At 71.2% G+C, this 16,078-nt stretch carries 16 protein-coding genes and 1 pseudogene; 12 read left to right on the top strand and 5 right to left on the bottom strand.

The window, feature by feature from the left end:
- Nucleotides 1-3: 3 nt before the first annotated feature.
- Both BST11_RS05735 and BST11_RS05730 read left to right on the top strand, forming a co-directional pair.
- Nucleotides 4-1,083, top strand: coding sequence for a helix-turn-helix transcriptional regulator (locus tag BST11_RS05735; protein WP_083136991.1), 1,080 nt, complete (start codon nucleotides 4-6; stop codon nucleotides 1,081-1,083).
- A 43-nt stretch (nucleotides 1,084-1,126) separates the two neighbouring features.
- Nucleotides 1,127-1,567: an SRPBCC family protein gene (locus BST11_RS05730; RefSeq protein WP_083136990.1), complete on the top strand. Its 441-nt coding sequence runs from the start codon at nucleotides 1,127-1,129 to the stop codon at nucleotides 1,565-1,567.
- A gap of 6 nt (nucleotides 1,568-1,573) precedes the next feature.
- On the opposite strand, the gene BST11_RS05725 is transcribed toward BST11_RS05730, so the two are convergent.
- Nucleotides 1,574-2,920: a flavin monoamine oxidase family protein gene (locus tag BST11_RS05725; RefSeq protein ID WP_083137040.1), complete on the bottom strand. Its 1,347-nt coding sequence runs from the start codon at nucleotides 2,918-2,920 to the stop codon at nucleotides 1,574-1,576.
- A 177-nt stretch (nucleotides 2,921-3,097) separates the two neighbouring features.
- Here BST11_RS05725 and BST11_RS05720 point away from each other — a divergent pair, with 177 nt between their 5' ends.
- On the top strand, nucleotides 3,098-4,072 hold the full coding sequence (locus tag BST11_RS05720) for an alpha/beta fold hydrolase (RefSeq protein ID WP_083136989.1): 975 nt from the start codon (nucleotides 3,098-3,100) through the stop codon (nucleotides 4,070-4,072).
- Here the strand turns inward: BST11_RS05720 and BST11_RS05715 are convergent.
- Nucleotides 4,067-5,413 carry a flavin monoamine oxidase family protein gene (locus BST11_RS05715; protein WP_083136988.1) on the bottom strand — a complete coding sequence of 449 codons (1,347 nt, stop codon included), beginning with the start codon at nucleotides 5,411-5,413 and terminating at the stop codon, nucleotides 4,067-4,069. The two genes, BST11_RS05720 and BST11_RS05715, sit on opposite strands and share 6 nt — an antisense overlap.
- 104 nt (nucleotides 5,414-5,517) lie before the next feature.
- Here BST11_RS05715 and BST11_RS05710 point away from each other — a divergent pair, with 104 nt between their 5' ends.
- Nucleotides 5,518-6,504, top strand: a complete 987-nt coding sequence (locus tag BST11_RS05710; protein WP_083136987.1) for a TIGR03617 family F420-dependent LLM class oxidoreductase — start codon at nucleotides 5,518-5,520, stop codon at nucleotides 6,502-6,504.
- Nucleotides 6,505-6,524: 20 nt separating this feature from the next.
- Here BST11_RS05710 and BST11_RS05705 read toward each other — a convergent pair whose 3' ends face one another.
- Both BST11_RS05705 and BST11_RS05700 read right to left on the bottom strand, forming a co-directional pair.
- Nucleotides 6,525-7,640, bottom strand: coding sequence for an Rv3169 family protein (locus BST11_RS05705; RefSeq protein ID WP_083136986.1), 1,116 nt, complete (start codon nucleotides 7,638-7,640; stop codon nucleotides 6,525-6,527).
- The gene (locus tag BST11_RS05700; protein WP_083136985.1) at nucleotides 7,640-8,776 is read right to left on the bottom strand and encodes a phosphotransferase family protein; all 1,137 of its coding nucleotides are present in this window, start codon (nucleotides 8,774-8,776) and stop codon (nucleotides 7,640-7,642) included. The genes BST11_RS05705 and BST11_RS05700 overlap by 1 nt, the downstream gene beginning before the upstream one ends.
- A gap of 59 nt (nucleotides 8,777-8,835) precedes the next feature.
- Here BST11_RS05700 and BST11_RS05695 point away from each other — a divergent pair, with 59 nt between their 5' ends.
- Together BST11_RS05695 and BST11_RS05690 are read left to right on the top strand one after the other, a co-directional pair.
- Entirely contained in the window at nucleotides 8,836-9,438 is a 603-nt protein-coding gene (locus tag BST11_RS05695) for a TetR/AcrR family transcriptional regulator (protein WP_083136984.1), read from the top strand.
- Nucleotides 9,435-10,307, top strand: a complete 873-nt coding sequence (locus tag BST11_RS05690; RefSeq protein ID WP_083136983.1) for an SDR family NAD(P)-dependent oxidoreductase — start codon at nucleotides 9,435-9,437, stop codon at nucleotides 10,305-10,307. The genes BST11_RS05695 and BST11_RS05690 overlap by 4 nt, the downstream gene beginning before the upstream one ends.
- On the opposite strand, the gene BST11_RS05685 is transcribed toward BST11_RS05690, so the two are convergent.
- Nucleotides 10,294-10,920, bottom strand: coding sequence for a class I SAM-dependent methyltransferase (locus BST11_RS05685; protein ID WP_158086767.1), 627 nt, complete (start codon nucleotides 10,918-10,920; stop codon nucleotides 10,294-10,296). The two genes, BST11_RS05690 and BST11_RS05685, sit on opposite strands and share 14 nt — an antisense overlap.
- A 215-nt stretch (nucleotides 10,921-11,135) precedes the next feature.
- Between BST11_RS05685 and BST11_RS05680 the strand changes: the two genes are divergently transcribed.
- The 6 genes and pseudogenes from BST11_RS05680 to BST11_RS29400 all read left to right on the top strand — a co-directional run.
- On the top strand, nucleotides 11,136-12,080 hold the full coding sequence (locus tag BST11_RS05680) for a DUF4129 domain-containing protein (protein WP_083136981.1): 945 nt from the start codon (nucleotides 11,136-11,138) through the stop codon (nucleotides 12,078-12,080).
- Entirely contained in the window at nucleotides 12,077-12,559 is a 483-nt protein-coding gene (locus tag BST11_RS05675) for a hypothetical protein (protein ID WP_083136980.1), read from the top strand. The genes BST11_RS05680 and BST11_RS05675 overlap by 4 nt, the downstream gene beginning before the upstream one ends.
- 14 nt (nucleotides 12,560-12,573) lie before the next feature.
- Nucleotides 12,574-13,545, top strand: coding sequence for an AAA family ATPase (locus BST11_RS05670; RefSeq protein ID WP_083137038.1), 972 nt, complete (start codon nucleotides 12,574-12,576; stop codon nucleotides 13,543-13,545).
- Between the two features lie 7 nt (nucleotides 13,546-13,552).
- Complete coding sequence (locus BST11_RS05665) at nucleotides 13,553-14,821, top strand: DUF58 domain-containing protein (RefSeq protein ID WP_083137039.1); 1,269 nt, start codon at nucleotides 13,553-13,555, stop codon at nucleotides 14,819-14,821.
- A gap of 4 nt (nucleotides 14,822-14,825) precedes the next feature.
- Complete coding sequence (locus BST11_RS05660) at nucleotides 14,826-15,275, top strand: hypothetical protein (protein WP_083136979.1); 450 nt, start codon at nucleotides 14,826-14,828, stop codon at nucleotides 15,273-15,275.
- A 142-nt stretch (nucleotides 15,276-15,417) separates the two neighbouring features.
- Nucleotides 15,418-15,879, top strand: a pseudogene (locus BST11_RS29400) (PPE family protein); the annotation flags it as partial.
- Nucleotides 15,880-16,078 lie beyond the last annotated feature (199 nt).

The raw sequence follows: 16,078 nt of genomic DNA, 5'->3' as shown, positions 1-16,078 counted from the left end.
GCGATGACGACCATCGCCGGGAACGCGACGCCCGGCCTCGCCGATGCGGTCGTCGCCGCCGGTGCCCCCGACACGATCCAGGTCGACCTGCGCCCCGCCGCTGTCGCCCCCGCGCACCACCCGGGGCCGGCCCCGGGCACGGCGGCGATCCGCTACGAGCAGTTCCGCACGGTCGATCCGGAGGCCGCGCGGCGGTTCTTCGCCGGTGCCTACGCGCCGGGCTGGCGCGTCAGCGGGTCCGCGAGCCAGCTGGTCGTCACCCACCGGCGCTGCGCGGCGCCTTCGCTGGCGCTGGACGAGGTGGTCATCCAGGGGCGGCTGACCGTCGAAATCCCGCCCGCCGAAAGCGTTCTCGTGATCCAGCCGCGCGCAGGGTCGTTGACCCTGACCGGCGGCCCTTTCCCGAACGTCGAGGGCCCCGTCCTGGTCGCGAACGGCATGTCGTGCGCGCTGCGGGTCAACGGCGCCCGGTTCGACGTGGTGACGATCGCCGCCGCCGCGCTGCGCAAGGTGGCCGCCGACTGGCAGGCGCCCGTGGCGCACCAGATCCGTTTCGTGAACTCCCGTCCCCGCTCCCGCAGCGCCCTGCGCGCTTGGCAGCGGGCGCTGGACTACGTGAGCGCGACCCTGGCCGCGCCCGACTCGGCCGGGCAGCCGCTGGTGGTGGCCGCGCTGGCGCCGCTGCTGGCCGGGGCGCTGCTCGAGTGCTACCCGTCCAACGGGACCGCGCAGGAGCTGACCGGTGACCCCGCGATCCCGGAAACGCTGAAGGATGCGGTGGCCTTCATCCATCGGCACGTCGCCGGCGACGTGAGCATCAACGACATCGCGGCGGCCGTGCATCTGACGCCCCGGGCGGTGCAGTACCTGTTTCGGCGCCAGCTCGACACCACCCCCACGGAATACCTGCGCCGCACCCGGCTGCACCGCGCGCACCAGGACCTCGTCACCGCCGAGCCGTCCAACAGGACGGTCACCGAGATCGCGCAGCGTTGGGGTTTCGCCCACACCGGCCGGTTCGCGGTGCTCTACCGGCAGGTCTACGGACAGAGCCCGCACACCACGCTCAAACAGCTGACGTAGCGCCCGCCGATGTGGGCGACCTTGCGCGTCTAGCATGTCTGCAATGGTCGAGATTCATGTGGAGCGAACCATCGCCGCGCCCATCGACGAGGTCTTCGACTGGCTGGCCGACCCGCCGAACCTGGCCGCCGCCCCGCTGGCCCTGAAGGCCAACTATGCGAAGGATTCGCCGGGGCACGGCGCGGGAGCGGTGCGCGAGGTGGTCTGTGCCGGCGCGTGGTTCCGGGAGAAGATCACCGCCTACGATCGGCCGCGCAGCTATACCTATCTCATCGTCCGATCTTTCCCGCCGTTCGACCATGACGGCGGCACACTGACGCTCACGGCTTCGGGCGACGGCACGCACGTGGACTGGCTGACCCACTACACCCATCCGGCGCGGGCCGGCGGCAAGCTGTTGGAAGCGGTCAGCTATCGGCTGCTGCGCTCGAGCTTCCGTGCCATCCTTGACGCCTGTGCCACCGCGCTGGAGAACAAGAGGTAGCGGTCATCAGTGACGCAATCGGCGCATCAGTTGGCCGGCGGCGTAGCGACCACTGACCACCGCGCCGGTGACGGTGGCCGGATTGTCGACGCCGACGGCCTCGCCGGCGAGGTAGAGCCGGTCGCCGATCGGTTCGGCCAGCCGGCGGCGGTCGGCCAGCCCGGACCCGGGGGCATGGAACGAGTAGGAGCCCAACGCATAGGGGTCGGCGGCCCAGTTCGACGTGCGGACCTCGACCGGGGAGACGTCGGCGCCGAACAACTGCCGGGCGACGGGCACGGCGCTGGCCGTCAGCTCCGCGGGTGACGACGACTCCGCCCACCGGCCGCGCTCGCCGGCGTTGAAGGCCAACACGATTGGGCCCGCGCTGCGCGGCAGAGTGAACCATTGCGACCACAGTCCCGGCTCGGGGCCGAGGTACTGATGGAAGGCGTTCTCCGCGTTCCAGGTGCGCCGGTCGAAACGGAAGAAGCTTTTGGACAGCACGCCGAACCCCAGCGCCTTCACGGCGCGGGCATGCGGGCCTGGGAGGGGCGGATCGAACGCGATGGCACCGGCTTTCAGCACGCCGAGGGGGACGGTGACGATCGCCGCGGGACCGTCGAACGAGCGGCTCGCGGCGTGCACGGTGACGGAGTCGTCGTGGTGCGTGATCGCGGTGACCGGGGTGTTCAGCTGGATCTGCAGGCCGTCGGCGAGCAGCTGCGGCAGGGCGTCGTAGCCGCTCGTGACGACGTCTTGGTCGCCGCCGGCGTAGTCGCCAACATCAAAAGTCTTGGCGGACAGCTCATTCGCACCGGCGGCGTATTCGTTCTCGATTTCGGTGGCGACATAGAAGGCCAGTTGGGCGCGGTCGGATGCGGAAAGCCCGGCGCCGGCCGCCGCGGCATCCACGGCGGCTCCGAGGCTGCCGTCGTCGACGTGGTCGCGGGCCCGCTTGACGAAGCCGCGCCAGGCCTGTGGGTGGTACCGCAGCGCCGGGAGCCGCGGATCGATTGCCAGCTTCGCCCATCCGTAGTAGTCGGTGGGGACGAGCCGCGCCCGCGCCCTGGCCGCCAGCTCCATCAGCGGGTTGTCGGTGGTGCCCTGGATCCACGACGCGCCCATCTCGAGCGGCACGTCCCAGTCGCGAGAGGTGCACACCCGGCCGCCGATGCGGTCACGTGCCTCGATGACGCGCACCGGCCAGCCCGCGTCGGCGAGGCCGCGCGCGGCGGACAGGCCCGCCATGCCGGCCCCGACGACGAGCACAGCGTTGGTGTCAGGCGGCGGCGGGCGGCCCCGTGCGCAGGCGGCGGCCAGCGCGCCGCCGACCAGGCTCGCCGTCGCGGCGAGTAGCTCCCGACGAGACATCGGGTACACGGCCGTCAGCGTCTCACACCCGGCGCACCGCGGACCGGAGATGTGGGACGGCCGTCCTCAAATTCACGACGTGTAATGGGCCGTTTTCACCCGTTCGTCATCGACTCGGGGCTACACTCGCCTACACCGGAGTGCGGCGGGGTGGCCGCGTTCGAAGGGGGAACGGCGATGAGCGCTGGGCTATCGAACCGGACACGTGAGCGGATCCCCGACGAATTGCCGCCCAGCCGCACCCTGACCGTGCGCGCGGCCGACGGGATCCCCTTGCACACGGAGGTTTTCGGGCCGCCGGAGGGCTACCCGATCGTGCTCACGCACGGTATCACCTGCTCCATCCGGGCCTGGACCCATCAGATCGCCGACCTGGCGGCCGACTACCGGGTCATCGCGTTCGACCACCGCGGCCACGGCCGCAGCGGAATCCCGCGGCGTGGCGGCTACAGCCTCAAACACCTTGCGTGCGACCTGGATTCGGTCCTCGATGCCACGCTCGCGCCGCACGAGCGGGCGGTGCTGGCCGGGCATTCGATGGGCGGCATCACGATCGCCGCGTGGTCGTCGCACCACCGGCACAAGGTGCACCGGCGCGCCGACGCCGTCGCGCTGATCAACACCACCACGGGGGATCTGGTGCGCCAGGTGAAGCTGCTGTCGGTGCCGCGCGGGCTGGGCGCCCTGTCCCAGGCCCGCGTCGCAGCGGCGCGCGGGCTGATCGGCGTGTTCGGCGGCTTCCCGCTGCCGCCCGGGGCGGGGATCCCGAGCCGCCACGTGGTCGCGGCGCTGGCGGTCGGGGGCGACGCCGACCCGGGCGCCGCGCGGATCGTCTGCGAGCTGTTCGCGCAGACGTCGCCCGCGGGGCGCGGCGGGTGTGCACGGATGCTCGTCGAGGCGCTGGGGTCGCGCCACCTGGACCTGGACGGGTTGACGGTGCCGACCCTGGTCATCGGCAGCGAACGGGATCGGCTGACCCCGATCGGGCAGTCGCGCAGGATCGCGCGCACGGCGCCCAATGTCGTCGGTCTGGTCGAGCTGCCCGGCGGCCACTGCTCGATGCTCGAGCGGCCGCGTGAGGTCAACCGGCACCTGCGGGAACTGGTCGAATCGGTGACCCACGACGCGCGGGACCGCCGCATCAGCTCATAGCAGCGCGGTGATCTCGGCGGCCGCCCGCTGGCCCGACCGGACCGCGCCGTCGAGGAACCCGGTCCACTCGTCGGCGGTCTCGGTGCCGGCCCAATGGATCGGCCCGACGGGTTCGCGCAGCAGCGGTCCGAATCGCGTCCACGACCCCGGCGGTACCGCCGCCGTCGGTCCACCCGGTGCGAAACCCTCTGCGCCCCACCGGTGGTCGACGTAGTCGAGCGGCTTGAGCGCCTCGTCGCCGAACAGCGACGCGAAGCAGCGCAGCGCGTCGCGGCGGCGCTGCTCGGTGGGCAGCGAGTCGAACGCGCGGGCGTCGACGAAGCCCATCAGGACGCCCGGGCCGTCGGCGTGCGGGCTGACGTCGAACGTGATGAAAACCGGGCCCCGGTCGGACAGCGCCTGCCCGGAGAACCCGTCGGCCCGCCAGAACGGCGTCTCGTAGGCCGCGTACGCCTTGCTGAGGCGGCCCTGCGGCCAGTGCCGGGCGAGCTGGTCGTATTCGGGCGGCAGCGGCGGAGCGAACTCGATCGACGCGCGATGGGCGGGCGGGATCGCCACGATGACGAAGCCCGCCTCGGCCGAGCCTCCGTCGGTGGTGACCGTCACGCCCGAGCCGTGCCGCTCGATGCGGCGGACCGGCGCGCCCAGGACCACGCGCGCGCCCAGTTCGGCCGCGGTGGCGAGGGCGATCTGCTGGGTGCCTCCTGGGAAGCGGTCCTGTTGGGCGCCGTTTTCGACATCGAGCAGGCGGTCCAGGCCGCCGGCGGCGTGGGTGTAGCGGGCGGCGTGCAGCATCGACACCTCGTCGGGTTCGCACCCCCAGGTCACCCGGGCCACGATGGCCATCAGGTCGCGCGAGGACGCGGTGGCGCGCACCGAGCGCAGCCACCCGCCCAGCGACATCCCGTCGAGCTCGCGCGCGCGGCGCGCATCCCAGGGCGTGGCCACCGGGACGCCGCGGGCGATCCGGTCGAACTGCCAACGCAGCCGGCCGATGTCGAGCAGCCCGGTCAGCGAGAGCTTGGGGATGGTGCCGTGATAGGGGCGCGCCCAGCCGCGCCAGTGGATCACGTTCTTGCCCTCGTGGTGGGTCGGCGTGGTCGCGACCCCGAGCTCGGCGGCCAGCGCCAGCACGGCGTCCTGGGTGGGGCCGACGAAGGTGCCGCCCAGGTCGGCGGGCAGCCCGGCGACGCTGCCGGTGAACGCCCGGCCGCCGACCCGGTCGCGGCCCTCGAAGACCAGCACGTCATGGCCCTGCCGCGCCAGCTCGCGCGCCGCGGACAACCCGGCAAAGCCGGCACCGACCACGACAACGTCGACAACCGGCGGCGGCTTTGACACGTCCTCTAGTCAACCGCATTTCGCGGACTTCGTAGGATAAATCTTCATCGGCCGCCCCACCGGGGCGGCTTTGCGGGTCCGCGGTGTCAGATCAGGCAGGTGTCTTGAAAGTCTTCACGGCGCTGTACGGCCCCGTCGACGCCGCCGAGCGCGCGCGGGCGCTGCGCGACGCCGGGGCCGACGGCGTCGCCACCTTCGAGGGTCCGCACGACGTGTTTGCCCCGCTGACGCTCGCCGCCACGGTGGGCGGGCTGGACCTGATGACCAACGTGGCCATCGCGTTCCCGCGCAACCCCATCCACCTGGCGCACCAGGCCAACGACCATCAGCTGCTGAGCGGCGGTCGGTTCTTCCTCGGGCTGGGCACCCAGATCCGCCCGCAGATCGAGAAGCGCTTCGGCGCGGCGTTCGACCACCCGGTGGCCCGCATGACCGAGCTGATCGCCGCCCTACGTGCGATCTTTCAGGCATGGAATTCCGGCGGCCCCTTGGAGTTTCGCGGCGAGTACTATCGCCACACGCTGATGACACCAACCTTCAGCCCGGGCCCGAACCCCTTCGGCCCGCCGCCGATCTATGTCGGCGCCCTGGGGCCGCGCCTGACCCGCGCGGTCGCCGGGCACGCCGACGGCCTGCTCGTGATGCCGTTCGGCTCGAAGCGGTTCCTGCACGAGAACACGCTGCCCGCGGTGCGCGACGGCCTGGCCGCCGCGCACCGCGGGCCGGGCGAGTTCGCCGTGATTCCCGAGATCATCGTGTCGGCGGGTTCGGACGCTGGGGCCCATGCGAGCACCCGGCGGCTGCTGGCCTTCTACGGGTCGACGCCGGCGTACCGGCCCGTCCTCGCCGCACACGGGTGGGAAGACCTGCAGCCCGAGCTCAACGCGATGTCCAAACGGGGGCGCTGGCAGGAGATGGGTGGGCTCATCGACGACGAGATGTTGCACACGATCGCGGCCTGCGGCACCCCCAAGCAGATCGCCGCCCACATCCGCGATCGCGTCGACGGGGTCTCCGACACCGTGTGCCTGTATCAGCCGTCGCCCATCGGGCTGCAGACCCTGTCGGAGATCCTGAACGAACTGCGCTAAGCCGCCCGGCGTGGGAGGGCTCAGGGCGCGACCGTCAGCCAGTCGGAGAACCCCGACGGGTCGTGGCGGCCCAGCGCGCCGTGCTCGTAGAGGCCCCAGCCCTCCACCGGCTCGCCGTCGCCGTCGCGGCACACCGCGCGGCCCACGTGGTCGATCACGCCGAAGCCCGACCGCGCGACGATCGCCGGGTCGGTCATGTCGTAAGTCAGCCGCTCGACGAACTTTTCGCCCTTCCACATGCCGTGCAGCCAGTCCGAGTCGCCGCCGTACCCGCCGCCGACGTGGATGGGCACGGGCAGCTTGGACTCCACGTCGAAGTGGACGGGGGTGCCGTCGGGGGCGGTCGCATCGATGGTCGCGCCGGTCGGGATGCGGGTGCCGGACCGGTAGTGGATCTTGACGCGCGGCCAGCCCAGCTGCTCGACGCGCCCGTCGCGCCACACCCTGGTGCAGTCGTTGAGCGACCGGAACCCGTTGGGCTCCTCCTGGATGATCAGCACGATGGCGAACTCGTCGAAGGCCATCGGCACGTAGAGCCACCACATGCCCTCGAACGGCGGGTCGGCGGGCCGGCCCGCCGGCTCGGGCTCGCCGATCGGCCGAATGCCCCAGGAACGGTCGCGGCTGCCGATCCAGGTCGCGGGGTCGACGGCGATCTCCTCGCCGTCGATGACGATGCGGCCGCTCCAGCAGCCCAGCTGGGCGAACCGCTGCGCGTCCAGGGTCACCCGGTTACCCGACCGCAGGACGTGCGGCTGTTCCTGCACGACGTCGAACAGGCCCTCCCAGGCGAGATCGGCTGCGATGCCTTCGGTTTCGTCGAGTATCAGCCGCAGCTTGCGCAGCGGCTCGCTGACCTCGATGCGGTAGCCGTTGACGTTCTGGTTGAGCCGGTTCTGGTCGATGGCGTCCGAGAGATGCACCGCGGTCTGCGTGTCCCCGCGCCGGATGAGCAGGAACGCGTCCTTGACGCCGAGGTTGGGGTAGTAACCGATGCCGCTGATGACGAAGATGTTCCCCGTGCGGTCGTGGGCGTTGAAATAGGACCGGTCGTAGAAGTTGCGGTCGGAGGAACCCGCCCACGCGATCGGCTGGGGAACCTGGTGTACGGGGAATTCGTCGAGCGGGCCGAGCATTACTGCTCCTCTCCGATCAGGCGCCTCATCAATCCGGCGTGGTAGAACAGCGATTCGACATCGTCGGGTTTCTCGGTTTCGCCGAAATGCACCCGACGGGCACCGGTGCGCATGAACACGCACGCCCACATCACCCCGGAGTAGGCGTAGAACCAGCGCAGGTCGCCCAACTCCACGCCGGTGAGTTCGCGGTAGGTGGCGCGGACGTCGTCCTCCCGCATCACGCCGGGCAGCCCCGGCAGCGTGGCCAGGCCGGCGAGTTCCTGAAAGACCATGTGCGCGTAGATCATCCACGCGACGTCCAGTTCGCGCGGTCCGAGCGTCACCATCTCCCAGTCCAGCACCGCCACCGGGGCGAAGTCGCGGTAGAGCACGTTGCCCACCCGCGCGTCGCCCCAGAGCAGCACGGGCTCACGCGCGGCGACCTCGGCCGGCCAGTTGTCCTCCAGCCATTCGAAGGTCCGCTCCAGCAGCGGCGACGAGCCGATGTCCGGGACCGCGAAGTCGTACCACGACCGCACCCAGTTGAAGTGCCGGCGCAGTGCGGTATCACCCTCCTGATCCCCGACCAGGAAGGCAAAGCTGCCTTTCGCGTTGGGAATCGAATGCAGCGCGGCCAGCACACCCACCGTGGCGTCCTGCAGCGCACGCTGACGTTCGGCCGGCGCGTCGGCGAACCAGTTGCCGCCGAAGGTGTAGGGCATGACGTCGGGCGGGACCACGCCGTCGACGTAGTCCATGACGAAGAAGGGCGTTCCCAGCACCTCGCCGGTGGGTTCGAGCCAGCGCACGCGCGGAACGGGGACGTCGGCGAGCTCGGCGACCTTGCGGATCACCTCGAATTGGTGGTCGAGGCGATACGTCGGGAAGACCTGTACGTCCTCGGCGGCGGGCGCCACCCGGGCCACCAGCTTTTGCTCGACCGGCCCGTCCTCCTGTTCCCAACGGGCGGTCAGGATGATGGTTTCCGACGACATCCCCGTCGCGTCGACGCCGCTTTCCACCGCCACATCAGGTTTGGCCCCGCCGGGAAGGACGGTCGACAGCCATCGCGACATCACCGCCGGCACGGTCGTGACATCGCGACTGGAGCGCTGCAGTCGCTCGACGTTGTCGAGCGCCGGTTCGGTGGCCACGGGGTGCCTCCATTTCTTAGAGACTTCTTTGAGGCAATTACGATACGGTAGGTAGCGTTATGAAAGCAGACCCGACCTACCTTGACAAGGCCCCCGGCGCCGGGCGTCCCCGGGATCCCCGCATCGATTCGGCGATCCTGTCGGCGACCGCCGAACTGCTTGTGGAGATCGGCTATTCGAACCTCAGCCTGGCCGCGGTGGCCGAGCGGGCCGGCACCACGAAATCGGCGCTGTATCGCCGGTGGTCGAGCAAGGCCGAACTGGTACACGAGGCGGCGTTCCCGACGGCCCCCACCGCGCTGGAGGCCCCCGCCGGCGACATCGCCGCCGACGTCCGGATGATGATCGAGGCCACTCGCGACGTGTTCACCACGCCGGTGGTGCGTGCCGCGCTGCCCGGCCTGGTGGCCGACATGACCGCCGATCCCGCGCTGAACGCCCGGGTGATGTCGCGGTTCGCCGACGTGTTCTCGGCGGTGCGGGTGCGGCTGCGCGAGGCGATCGACCGGGGTGAGGCGCATCCCGACGTGGACCCGGACCGATTGATCGAGCTGATGGGAGGGGCGACGATGCTGCGGATGCTGCTGCGCCCGGAGGAGGAGCTGGACGACACCTGGGTGGCGCAGACGACCGCCATCGTCGTGCACGGGGTGACGGGATGACCGCGCGACTGGCGGGCCGGGCCGCGATCGTCACGGGCGGCAGCCGGGGCCTGGGCCGGGCGATCGCGCTCGCCCTGGCGGCCGAGGGCGCGGCGGTGGCCGTCGTCGGGCGCACCGAAGCGGTGTGGGACGACCGGCTGCCCGGAACCATCGGCGAGACCGTCACGGGCATCGAGGAGGCGGGCGGTCGCGCCGTGGCGATCCGCGCCGACCTCACCGACCGCGACGACGTCGCGCGGCTGGTCGGTGAGGCGCGAGAGGCGTTGGGGGCCATCACGATTCTGGTGAACAACGCGGCCTTCACCGCGCCCGGCCGGCCGCCGGTTCCGGGCGGCAGGCCACGCCCAAAGCCCGCCACGACCGCCGTGGGCGCCGCCAAACCCGGCTGGCCGGGGTTCGTCAGCACCCCGCTGCACGCGTTCCGCCGCCATTTCGACATCGCGGTGTTCGCCGCCTACGAGCTGATGCAACTGGTGTGCCCGGACATGATCGAGGCGGGCGGTGGTTCGATCGTCAACATCACCTCGGTCGCGTCGCGGATGCCCGGCGACGGGCCCTACGCCGACCGCAGCGGCGGCGTGCTGCCCGGTTACGGCGGATCCAAGGCCGCGCTCGAGCATCTGACCCAGTGCGCGGCCTACGATCTCGCCGACCACAACATCGCGGTGAACGCCCTGTCGCCGTCGAAGCCGATCCTCACGCCGGGCCTTTCCTACTACGCCCGCGAATTCGACGACACCGCCAGCGCCGATGAATTCGCGCGGGCCGCAGTGGAATTGACGCTGGTGGACCCCGGGGCGGTCACCGGCCGCACGATCGGCCACCACCAGGTGCTCGACGGCAGCTTCCGGCCGTTCACCATCGGCTAGCCGGGGGGCTGGCTCGCCTGGTGGCCACCACCCCGTTGATGATCACCGCGCACACCCGATGCCAGTGCGGGGCGTCAAACCCGGCGCGCAGCAGAAGATCGTTGGCGCGCCCCCGGGTGCGGGCCTTGCCGCGACGGCTGGTGGCCAGGGTCGGCAACAGCCACCAGGAGAACTGGTCGACCAGCACCAACCGACCGCCGGGGCGCAGCACCCGGGCACATTCGCGCAGGCCGGCCTGCTGATCCGTCCAGTGGTCGAATGAGGTCGAGCTGACGACGAGGTCGAAAGCGCCGTCGGGGTAGCCGAGCTGTTCGGCCACCCCCACGCCGAAGCTCAATCGATCGTCGCCGCCGAAAGAGCGTGCCGTCGCGATCATTCGCGGCGCCGGGTCGACGCCGCACAATTGGCAGGCCCGCGGGTAGCGGTGGCTCAATGCGCGCAGCAGATGGCCGGTCCCGCATCCCACGTCCAGCACGCGGCTGGCGGAGGCGCTGGCGCTCACCGCGAGATCGGCGGTGCGCTCGGCGATCTCATGGTGCAGCCGGCCGCGCCACCCGTGGTCGTACCCGGGCGCTCGATCGTCGAACGCGGCCACGTCCCGGTACGGCGGCACGCCCCCAAGTCTGGCACCGCCGGGCGCTACGCGCACCGGGCCGGGCGCCGTTGGCCAGACCCGGCCGCACCGCGCGCCAAGTCTTCACCGCCGATGCCGGTTCGCCCCCACACCCGCCCACCGGCGCCGGTTCTGGCGGGATGGCCGCGCGACGTGCCAGTATGAAGAAAGCCAGTGCCGCAACGGCGGCACGCAACCGGTCGAGTGGTGGGCCAATGCCCGGTATTGACAAGCCGACGGGGCGTGTCGTTGCCCTGATCGTCCTGATGATCTTCGCCGCGGTCGCCCTGCGCGGATACCTGCCCGCGCAGGGTCATGCGGTGCGTGGGGAGGCGGGCGGCGGCCGGGCGGCGCTGCTGTTCGTCATCGGGGCGCTCGGCGCGACCCTCGCCCTGCTGACGATCGCGGTCATCGCGCGGTTGCGCGACCCGCGCGCGGTGGCGCCCAAGCAGGGTGACCTGTCCGGGATGCTGGGCACCGACCGGGGCGGACCGAGGTGGCGCGTGGTCCTGATCGGGCTCGCGGTGATCGCGGCGTGGCTGGTCATCGCGTCGTTGCTGGTGCACTTTCTGACGCCGCACGACGTCAATCCCGCCGCGCCCGGGCCCGACGCGACCGCGCCGCCGTCGGGGCGGCCCGCCGGCCCCCCGCCACCGCACCACCGGCCCAAGAGCTCCGCGGACACCGTCAAAATCCTGCTTGCCGCGGTCATCCCCATGCTGCTGGTGATCGTCGCGGGGTCGGTGGCCACGGCGGGGCGGAGGTGGCGGGCGGCGACGCCGATCGTCGGCAATCAGGCCGGCGATCACGTCGAAACGCCGGCACCGCCGTCGGATTCGCTGGCCCGCGCGGCCGAAGTCGGGCTGGCCGAGATGGGCGACCTCAACCGGGAGCCCCGCGAGGCGATCATCGCCTGCTACGCCGCGATGGAGCGTGAGCTCGCCCGTGTTCCCGGCGCCGCCCCCCAGGATTTCGATACGCCGACCGAGGTGCTGGTCCGGGCCGTCGAACACCATGCGCTGCATGCCGATAACGCGGAGCAGTTGGTGAACCTGTTCGAGGAGGCACGCTTCAGCCCGCACGTGATGAGCGAGCAGCACCGTGAGGTCGCGATAAACGTCCTGCAACTGGTCCTCGCGGAGTTGCGGAGCGCGGTATGAAAAGGCTGATAGCACTTGGTATTTGCCTGGTGGTGGGCATAGAGCTCCTGGCGTTGATACTGCACGGCCGCCGATTCCTGTTGGCGGCCTCGGGTATCGCCGTGGCCCTGGTGCTGCTCAACATCCGCCGTTACCTGGGGCGTGGGACGGAGAGCCCGGACGAGCCCGACCACGACGAGCTCGGTGATTCGCTGCGCCGCTGGCTCGCCACCACGGAGGCGACGATCCGGCGGTCGGACTCCACCCGCGCGGATTGGGACCGGCACCTGCGCCCCATGCTCGCCCGGCGCTACGAAATGACAACGGGCCAAAGGCAATCCAAGGACCCCACCGCGTATCATGCCACCGGCCGGATGCTTTTCGGGGCCGAACTGTGGGAATGGGTCAACCCGAACAACATCGCGCGCACCGGTGACCGCCAGCCCGGTCCCGGTCGTGCGGTGTTGGAAGAGATTCTGCGAAGGTTGGAGAGGGTATGACACTGCCGGCCGCGATGCCAGCCGCCACCACCACCGCACACTGCGAGGCGGTGCTCGACGAAATCGAACGCGTGGTGGTGGGCAAGCGGGCGGCGCTGACGCTTATCCTGACCGCGGTGCTCGCACGCGGCCACGTCCTCATCGAAGACCTGCCCGGCCTGGGCAAGACGCTGATCGCGCGGTCCTTCGCGGCCGCGCTGGGACTGCGGTTCACCCGGGTGCAGTTCACCCCGGACCTGCTGCCCGCCGACCTGCTCGGCTCGACGATCTACGACATGCAGTCGGGCCGCTTCGCGTTCCGGGCCGGGCCGATCTTCACCAACCTGCTGCTTGCCGACGAGATCAACCGCACTCCGCCCAAGACTCAGGCGGCGCTGCTGGAGGCGATGGCCGAGGGCCAGGTGAGCATCGACGGCGAAACCCACAAGCTGCCAACGCCATTCATCGTTCTGGCGACCGATAACCCGATCGAGTACGAGGGCACCTATCCGTTGCCCGAGGCGCAGCTGGACCGGTTCGCCATCCGCCTGGAACTGCGATACCTCTCCGAGCGTGACGAGACCTCGATGCTGCGCCGTCGCATCGAGCGGGGTTCGGCCGAGCCGACGGTCAACCAGGTCGTGGACGCCCACGACCTCCTGGCGATGCGCGAGTCGGTCGAGCAGGTGACGGTGCACGAGGACGTGTTGCACTACGTGGTGTCGCTGGCCACCGCGACCCGCCACCACCCGCAGGTCGCCGTCGGCGCCAGCCCGCGCGCGGAACTCGACCTCGTCCAGCTCGCCCGCGCCCGCGCGCTGCTGCTCGGTCGCGACTACGTGATCCCCGAAGACGTCAAGGCGCTCGCCGTCGCCGCCGTCGCCCACCGGATCACCCTGCGGCCGGAGATGTGGGTGCGCAAGATTCAGGGCGCCGACGTGGTCGGTGAACTGCTGCGGCGCCTGCCGGTGCCCCGAACCGGCGGCGGGCACGGCGGGGCCGGATGAGCCCGGCGTGATCCAGACGCGTGAGGTCGAGTTCCGTTGGCGCGCATCGCCATTGACGCGGGCGATCGCGACCTGCGCTGGCGCCGCGCTGGCCGTCGCGGTGATCGGCGGGCGCTGGCAGCTGATCGCCTTCGCGGCGCCACTGCTCGGCGTGTTGTGCTCGCTCAGCTGGCAGCGCCCCGCGCCGGCGCTCTGGGTGCACGGAGAACCCGATTCGCAGCGCTGCTTCGAAAGCGAGCGGGCGCGGCTGAAAGTATGGGTGACCGGCAAGCCCGGGGCGCCCGAGCCCGCCGCGGTCGAGCTGAGCCTGTCGCCGGTCCCGGGCCTGCATCTCGAGGCGCTCGAGCACCAGTCGCCCCACGCGAAAGCGGTTGTGGCGACGGCAGAGCGGTGGGGCCGGTACCCGATCCGGGCCCGCGTCGACGTGCTCGCGCGCGGCGGGTTGCTCACCGGAACGGCCGCCGTCGACGCCGCCGACGTCATCGTATTCCCGCTGACGCCGCCGCAGTCGACGCCCCTGCCGCAGATCGAGCTGCTCGACCGCCTCGGCGCCCACCTCACCCGGCACATCGGCCCCGGTGTCGAATACGCCGACATCCGCCCCTATGTTCCCGGTGACCAACTGCGGGCGGTCAACTGGCCGGTGAGCGCGCGCCGCCGCCAGCTGCACGTGACGCAGCGCTTGACCGACCGCGCCGCGGACGTGGTGGTGCTGATCGACACCTACCGGCAGCCGGCGGGGCCGGCGACCGATGCCACCGAACGGGTCGTCCGCGGCGCGGCCCAGGTGGTGCAGACCGCGCTGCGGCACGGCGATCGCGCCGGGATCGTGGCCCTCGGCGGCAACCGCCCGCGGTGGCTGGGCGCGGACATCGGACAGCGCCAGTTCTACCGGGTGCTCGACACGGTGCTCGGCGCCGGCGAGGGCTTCGAGAACACAACCGGCACACTGGCGCCGCGCGCGGCCGTTCCCGTCGGCGCGATCGTCATCGCGTTTTCCACCCTGCTGGACACCGAGTTCGCGTTGGCGCTGATCGACCTCCGCAAACGCGGCCACGTCGTGGTCGCCGTCGACATTCTCGACAGGTCCCCATTCGAGGAGCGGCAGGATCCGCTGATCGATCGGATGTGGGCGCTGCAACGCTCGGCGATGTACCGCGACATGGCGACGGTCGGGGTGGACATCGTGTCGTGGCGGGCGGACGGCACGCTGGACCAGTCCATGGGCTTGATGCCGGACCGCCGCCACCGCGTGCGGGGTCGGGTCAGGGGATAGCGGCATGAACCCGATCGCCCGCTCGGCCGCCCTGGCCGCCTCGACCGTTTTCGGCGCGCTCATGGTGGCATTGGCGGCCTTCGGTTCGCACGGCGCACCGATCGTCGCCGGCGTGGCCGCCGCCGTTGCGGTGGGCGCCGGGGTGGCTTTTAGACCGGCGGCGACGGTCGCCGTGCTGCTGACCGTGGCGACCATCCTGGCGTCGGACCCGTCGCCGGTGTTCGCCGCCTGGTCCGGGCTCTGCGCGGTCGCCTACCTGGTGTGCCGCCACGCGGTCGGGGTTCCCGCGGGTGTCGTCATCTGGAGCTGGCCGACGGCCGTTGCGGCCGTTGGGTTTTCGTGCGCCGGGCTGGTTGCCACGTCGTTCCCGCTGCAGGTGCCATGGCTGCCGTTGGCCGCCCCGTTGGGGGCGCTGGCGCTCTACGTGCTGGCCACGCGCCCGTTCGTGAGCTGAGCGCGCGTGACGAAAACAGACGTTTTCGGGTGATCTGGAAACAATATCCCTAGAGTCTGTTGTCGACGGCCGGGCGGCGCTCGGTCGGCCGCCCGGCCCTGGGGATGGATGCCGGGCTGCGACGCAACGAGGGGACAAGCCGATGAGCTTTTTAACTCTTCCGCCGGAGATCAATTCACTGCGGATGTTCTCGGGTGCCGGTTCGGCGCCGATGATCGCGGCCGCGGCCGCCTGGGACGGCCTGGCCGCCGAGCTGAACTCCGCCGCGGAGTCGTTTTCGTCGGTGACCTCGGGGTTGGCCGGTCAGGCGTGGCAGGGTCCGGCGGCGGCGGCGATGGTGTCGGCCGCCGCCCCCTACACGGGGTGGCTGAACGCCGCCGCGACCCAGGCGTCGGGTGCCGCGGCGCAGGCCAAGGCGGTCGTCAGCGCGTTCGAGTCGGCCTTCGCGGCGACGGTGCACCCGGCGGCGGTGGCGGCGAACCGCACCAATTTGGTCGAGCTGGTGGTGTCGAACCTGTTCGGGCAGAACGCGCCGGCGATCGCGGCGGTGGAGTCGAACTACGAGCAGATGTGGGCCGCCGACGTGGCCGCGATGGTGGGCTATCACGGCGGGGTGTCGGCGGCGGCCGAGCAGTTGACGTCGCTGCCGGCGGCGCTGCAGAACCTGCCGGGCCAGCTGGCCGGCGCGGCCACGAGCAACCCGGTCAGCGGTTTCCTGCAGCAACTCGAGACCGCGCAGGTCAACTTCAACACCAACCTGGTCAACGGCGAGATGACGTTCAACAAGTCGCTGGTGAACAGCG

It is taken from the genome of Mycobacterium alsense, assembly GCF_002086635.1.
GTDB lineage: Bacteria > Actinomycetota > Actinomycetes > Mycobacteriales > Mycobacteriaceae > Mycobacterium > Mycobacterium alsense.
This window is presented reverse-complemented; position numbering and strand designations above follow the sequence as displayed.

What these genes read in the sequence shown, in the direction of transcription:
- BST11_RS05735 (WP_083136991.1), top strand. Translation starts at nt 4, where the DNA reads ATGACGACCATCGCCGGGAACGCGACGCCCGGCCTCGCCGATGCGGTC.
- BST11_RS05730 (WP_083136990.1), top strand. Translation starts at nt 1,127, where the DNA reads ATGGTCGAGATTCATGTGGAGCGAACCATCGCCGCGCCCATCGACGAG.
- BST11_RS05725 (WP_083137040.1), bottom strand. Translation starts at nt 2,920, where the DNA reads ATGTCTCGTCGGGAGCTACTCGCCGCGACGGCGAGCCTGGTCGGCGGC.
- BST11_RS05720 (WP_083136989.1), top strand. Translation starts at nt 3,098, where the DNA reads ATGAGCGCTGGGCTATCGAACCGGACACGTGAGCGGATCCCCGACGAA.
- BST11_RS05705 (WP_083136986.1), bottom strand. Translation starts at nt 7,640, where the DNA reads ATGCTCGGCCCGCTCGACGAATTCCCCGTACACCAGGTTCCCCAGCCG.
- BST11_RS05695 (WP_083136984.1), top strand. Translation starts at nt 8,836, where the DNA reads ATGAAAGCAGACCCGACCTACCTTGACAAGGCCCCCGGCGCCGGGCGT.
- BST11_RS05690 (WP_083136983.1), top strand. Translation starts at nt 9,435, where the DNA reads ATGACCGCGCGACTGGCGGGCCGGGCCGCGATCGTCACGGGCGGCAGC.
- BST11_RS05680 (WP_083136981.1), top strand. Translation starts at nt 11,136, where the DNA reads ATGCCCGGTATTGACAAGCCGACGGGGCGTGTCGTTGCCCTGATCGTC.
- BST11_RS05675 (WP_083136980.1), top strand. Translation starts at nt 12,077, where the DNA reads ATGAAAAGGCTGATAGCACTTGGTATTTGCCTGGTGGTGGGCATAGAG.
- BST11_RS05670 (WP_083137038.1), top strand. Translation starts at nt 12,574, where the DNA reads ATGCCAGCCGCCACCACCACCGCACACTGCGAGGCGGTGCTCGACGAA.
- BST11_RS05660 (WP_083136979.1), top strand. Translation starts at nt 14,826, where the DNA reads ATGAACCCGATCGCCCGCTCGGCCGCCCTGGCCGCCTCGACCGTTTTC.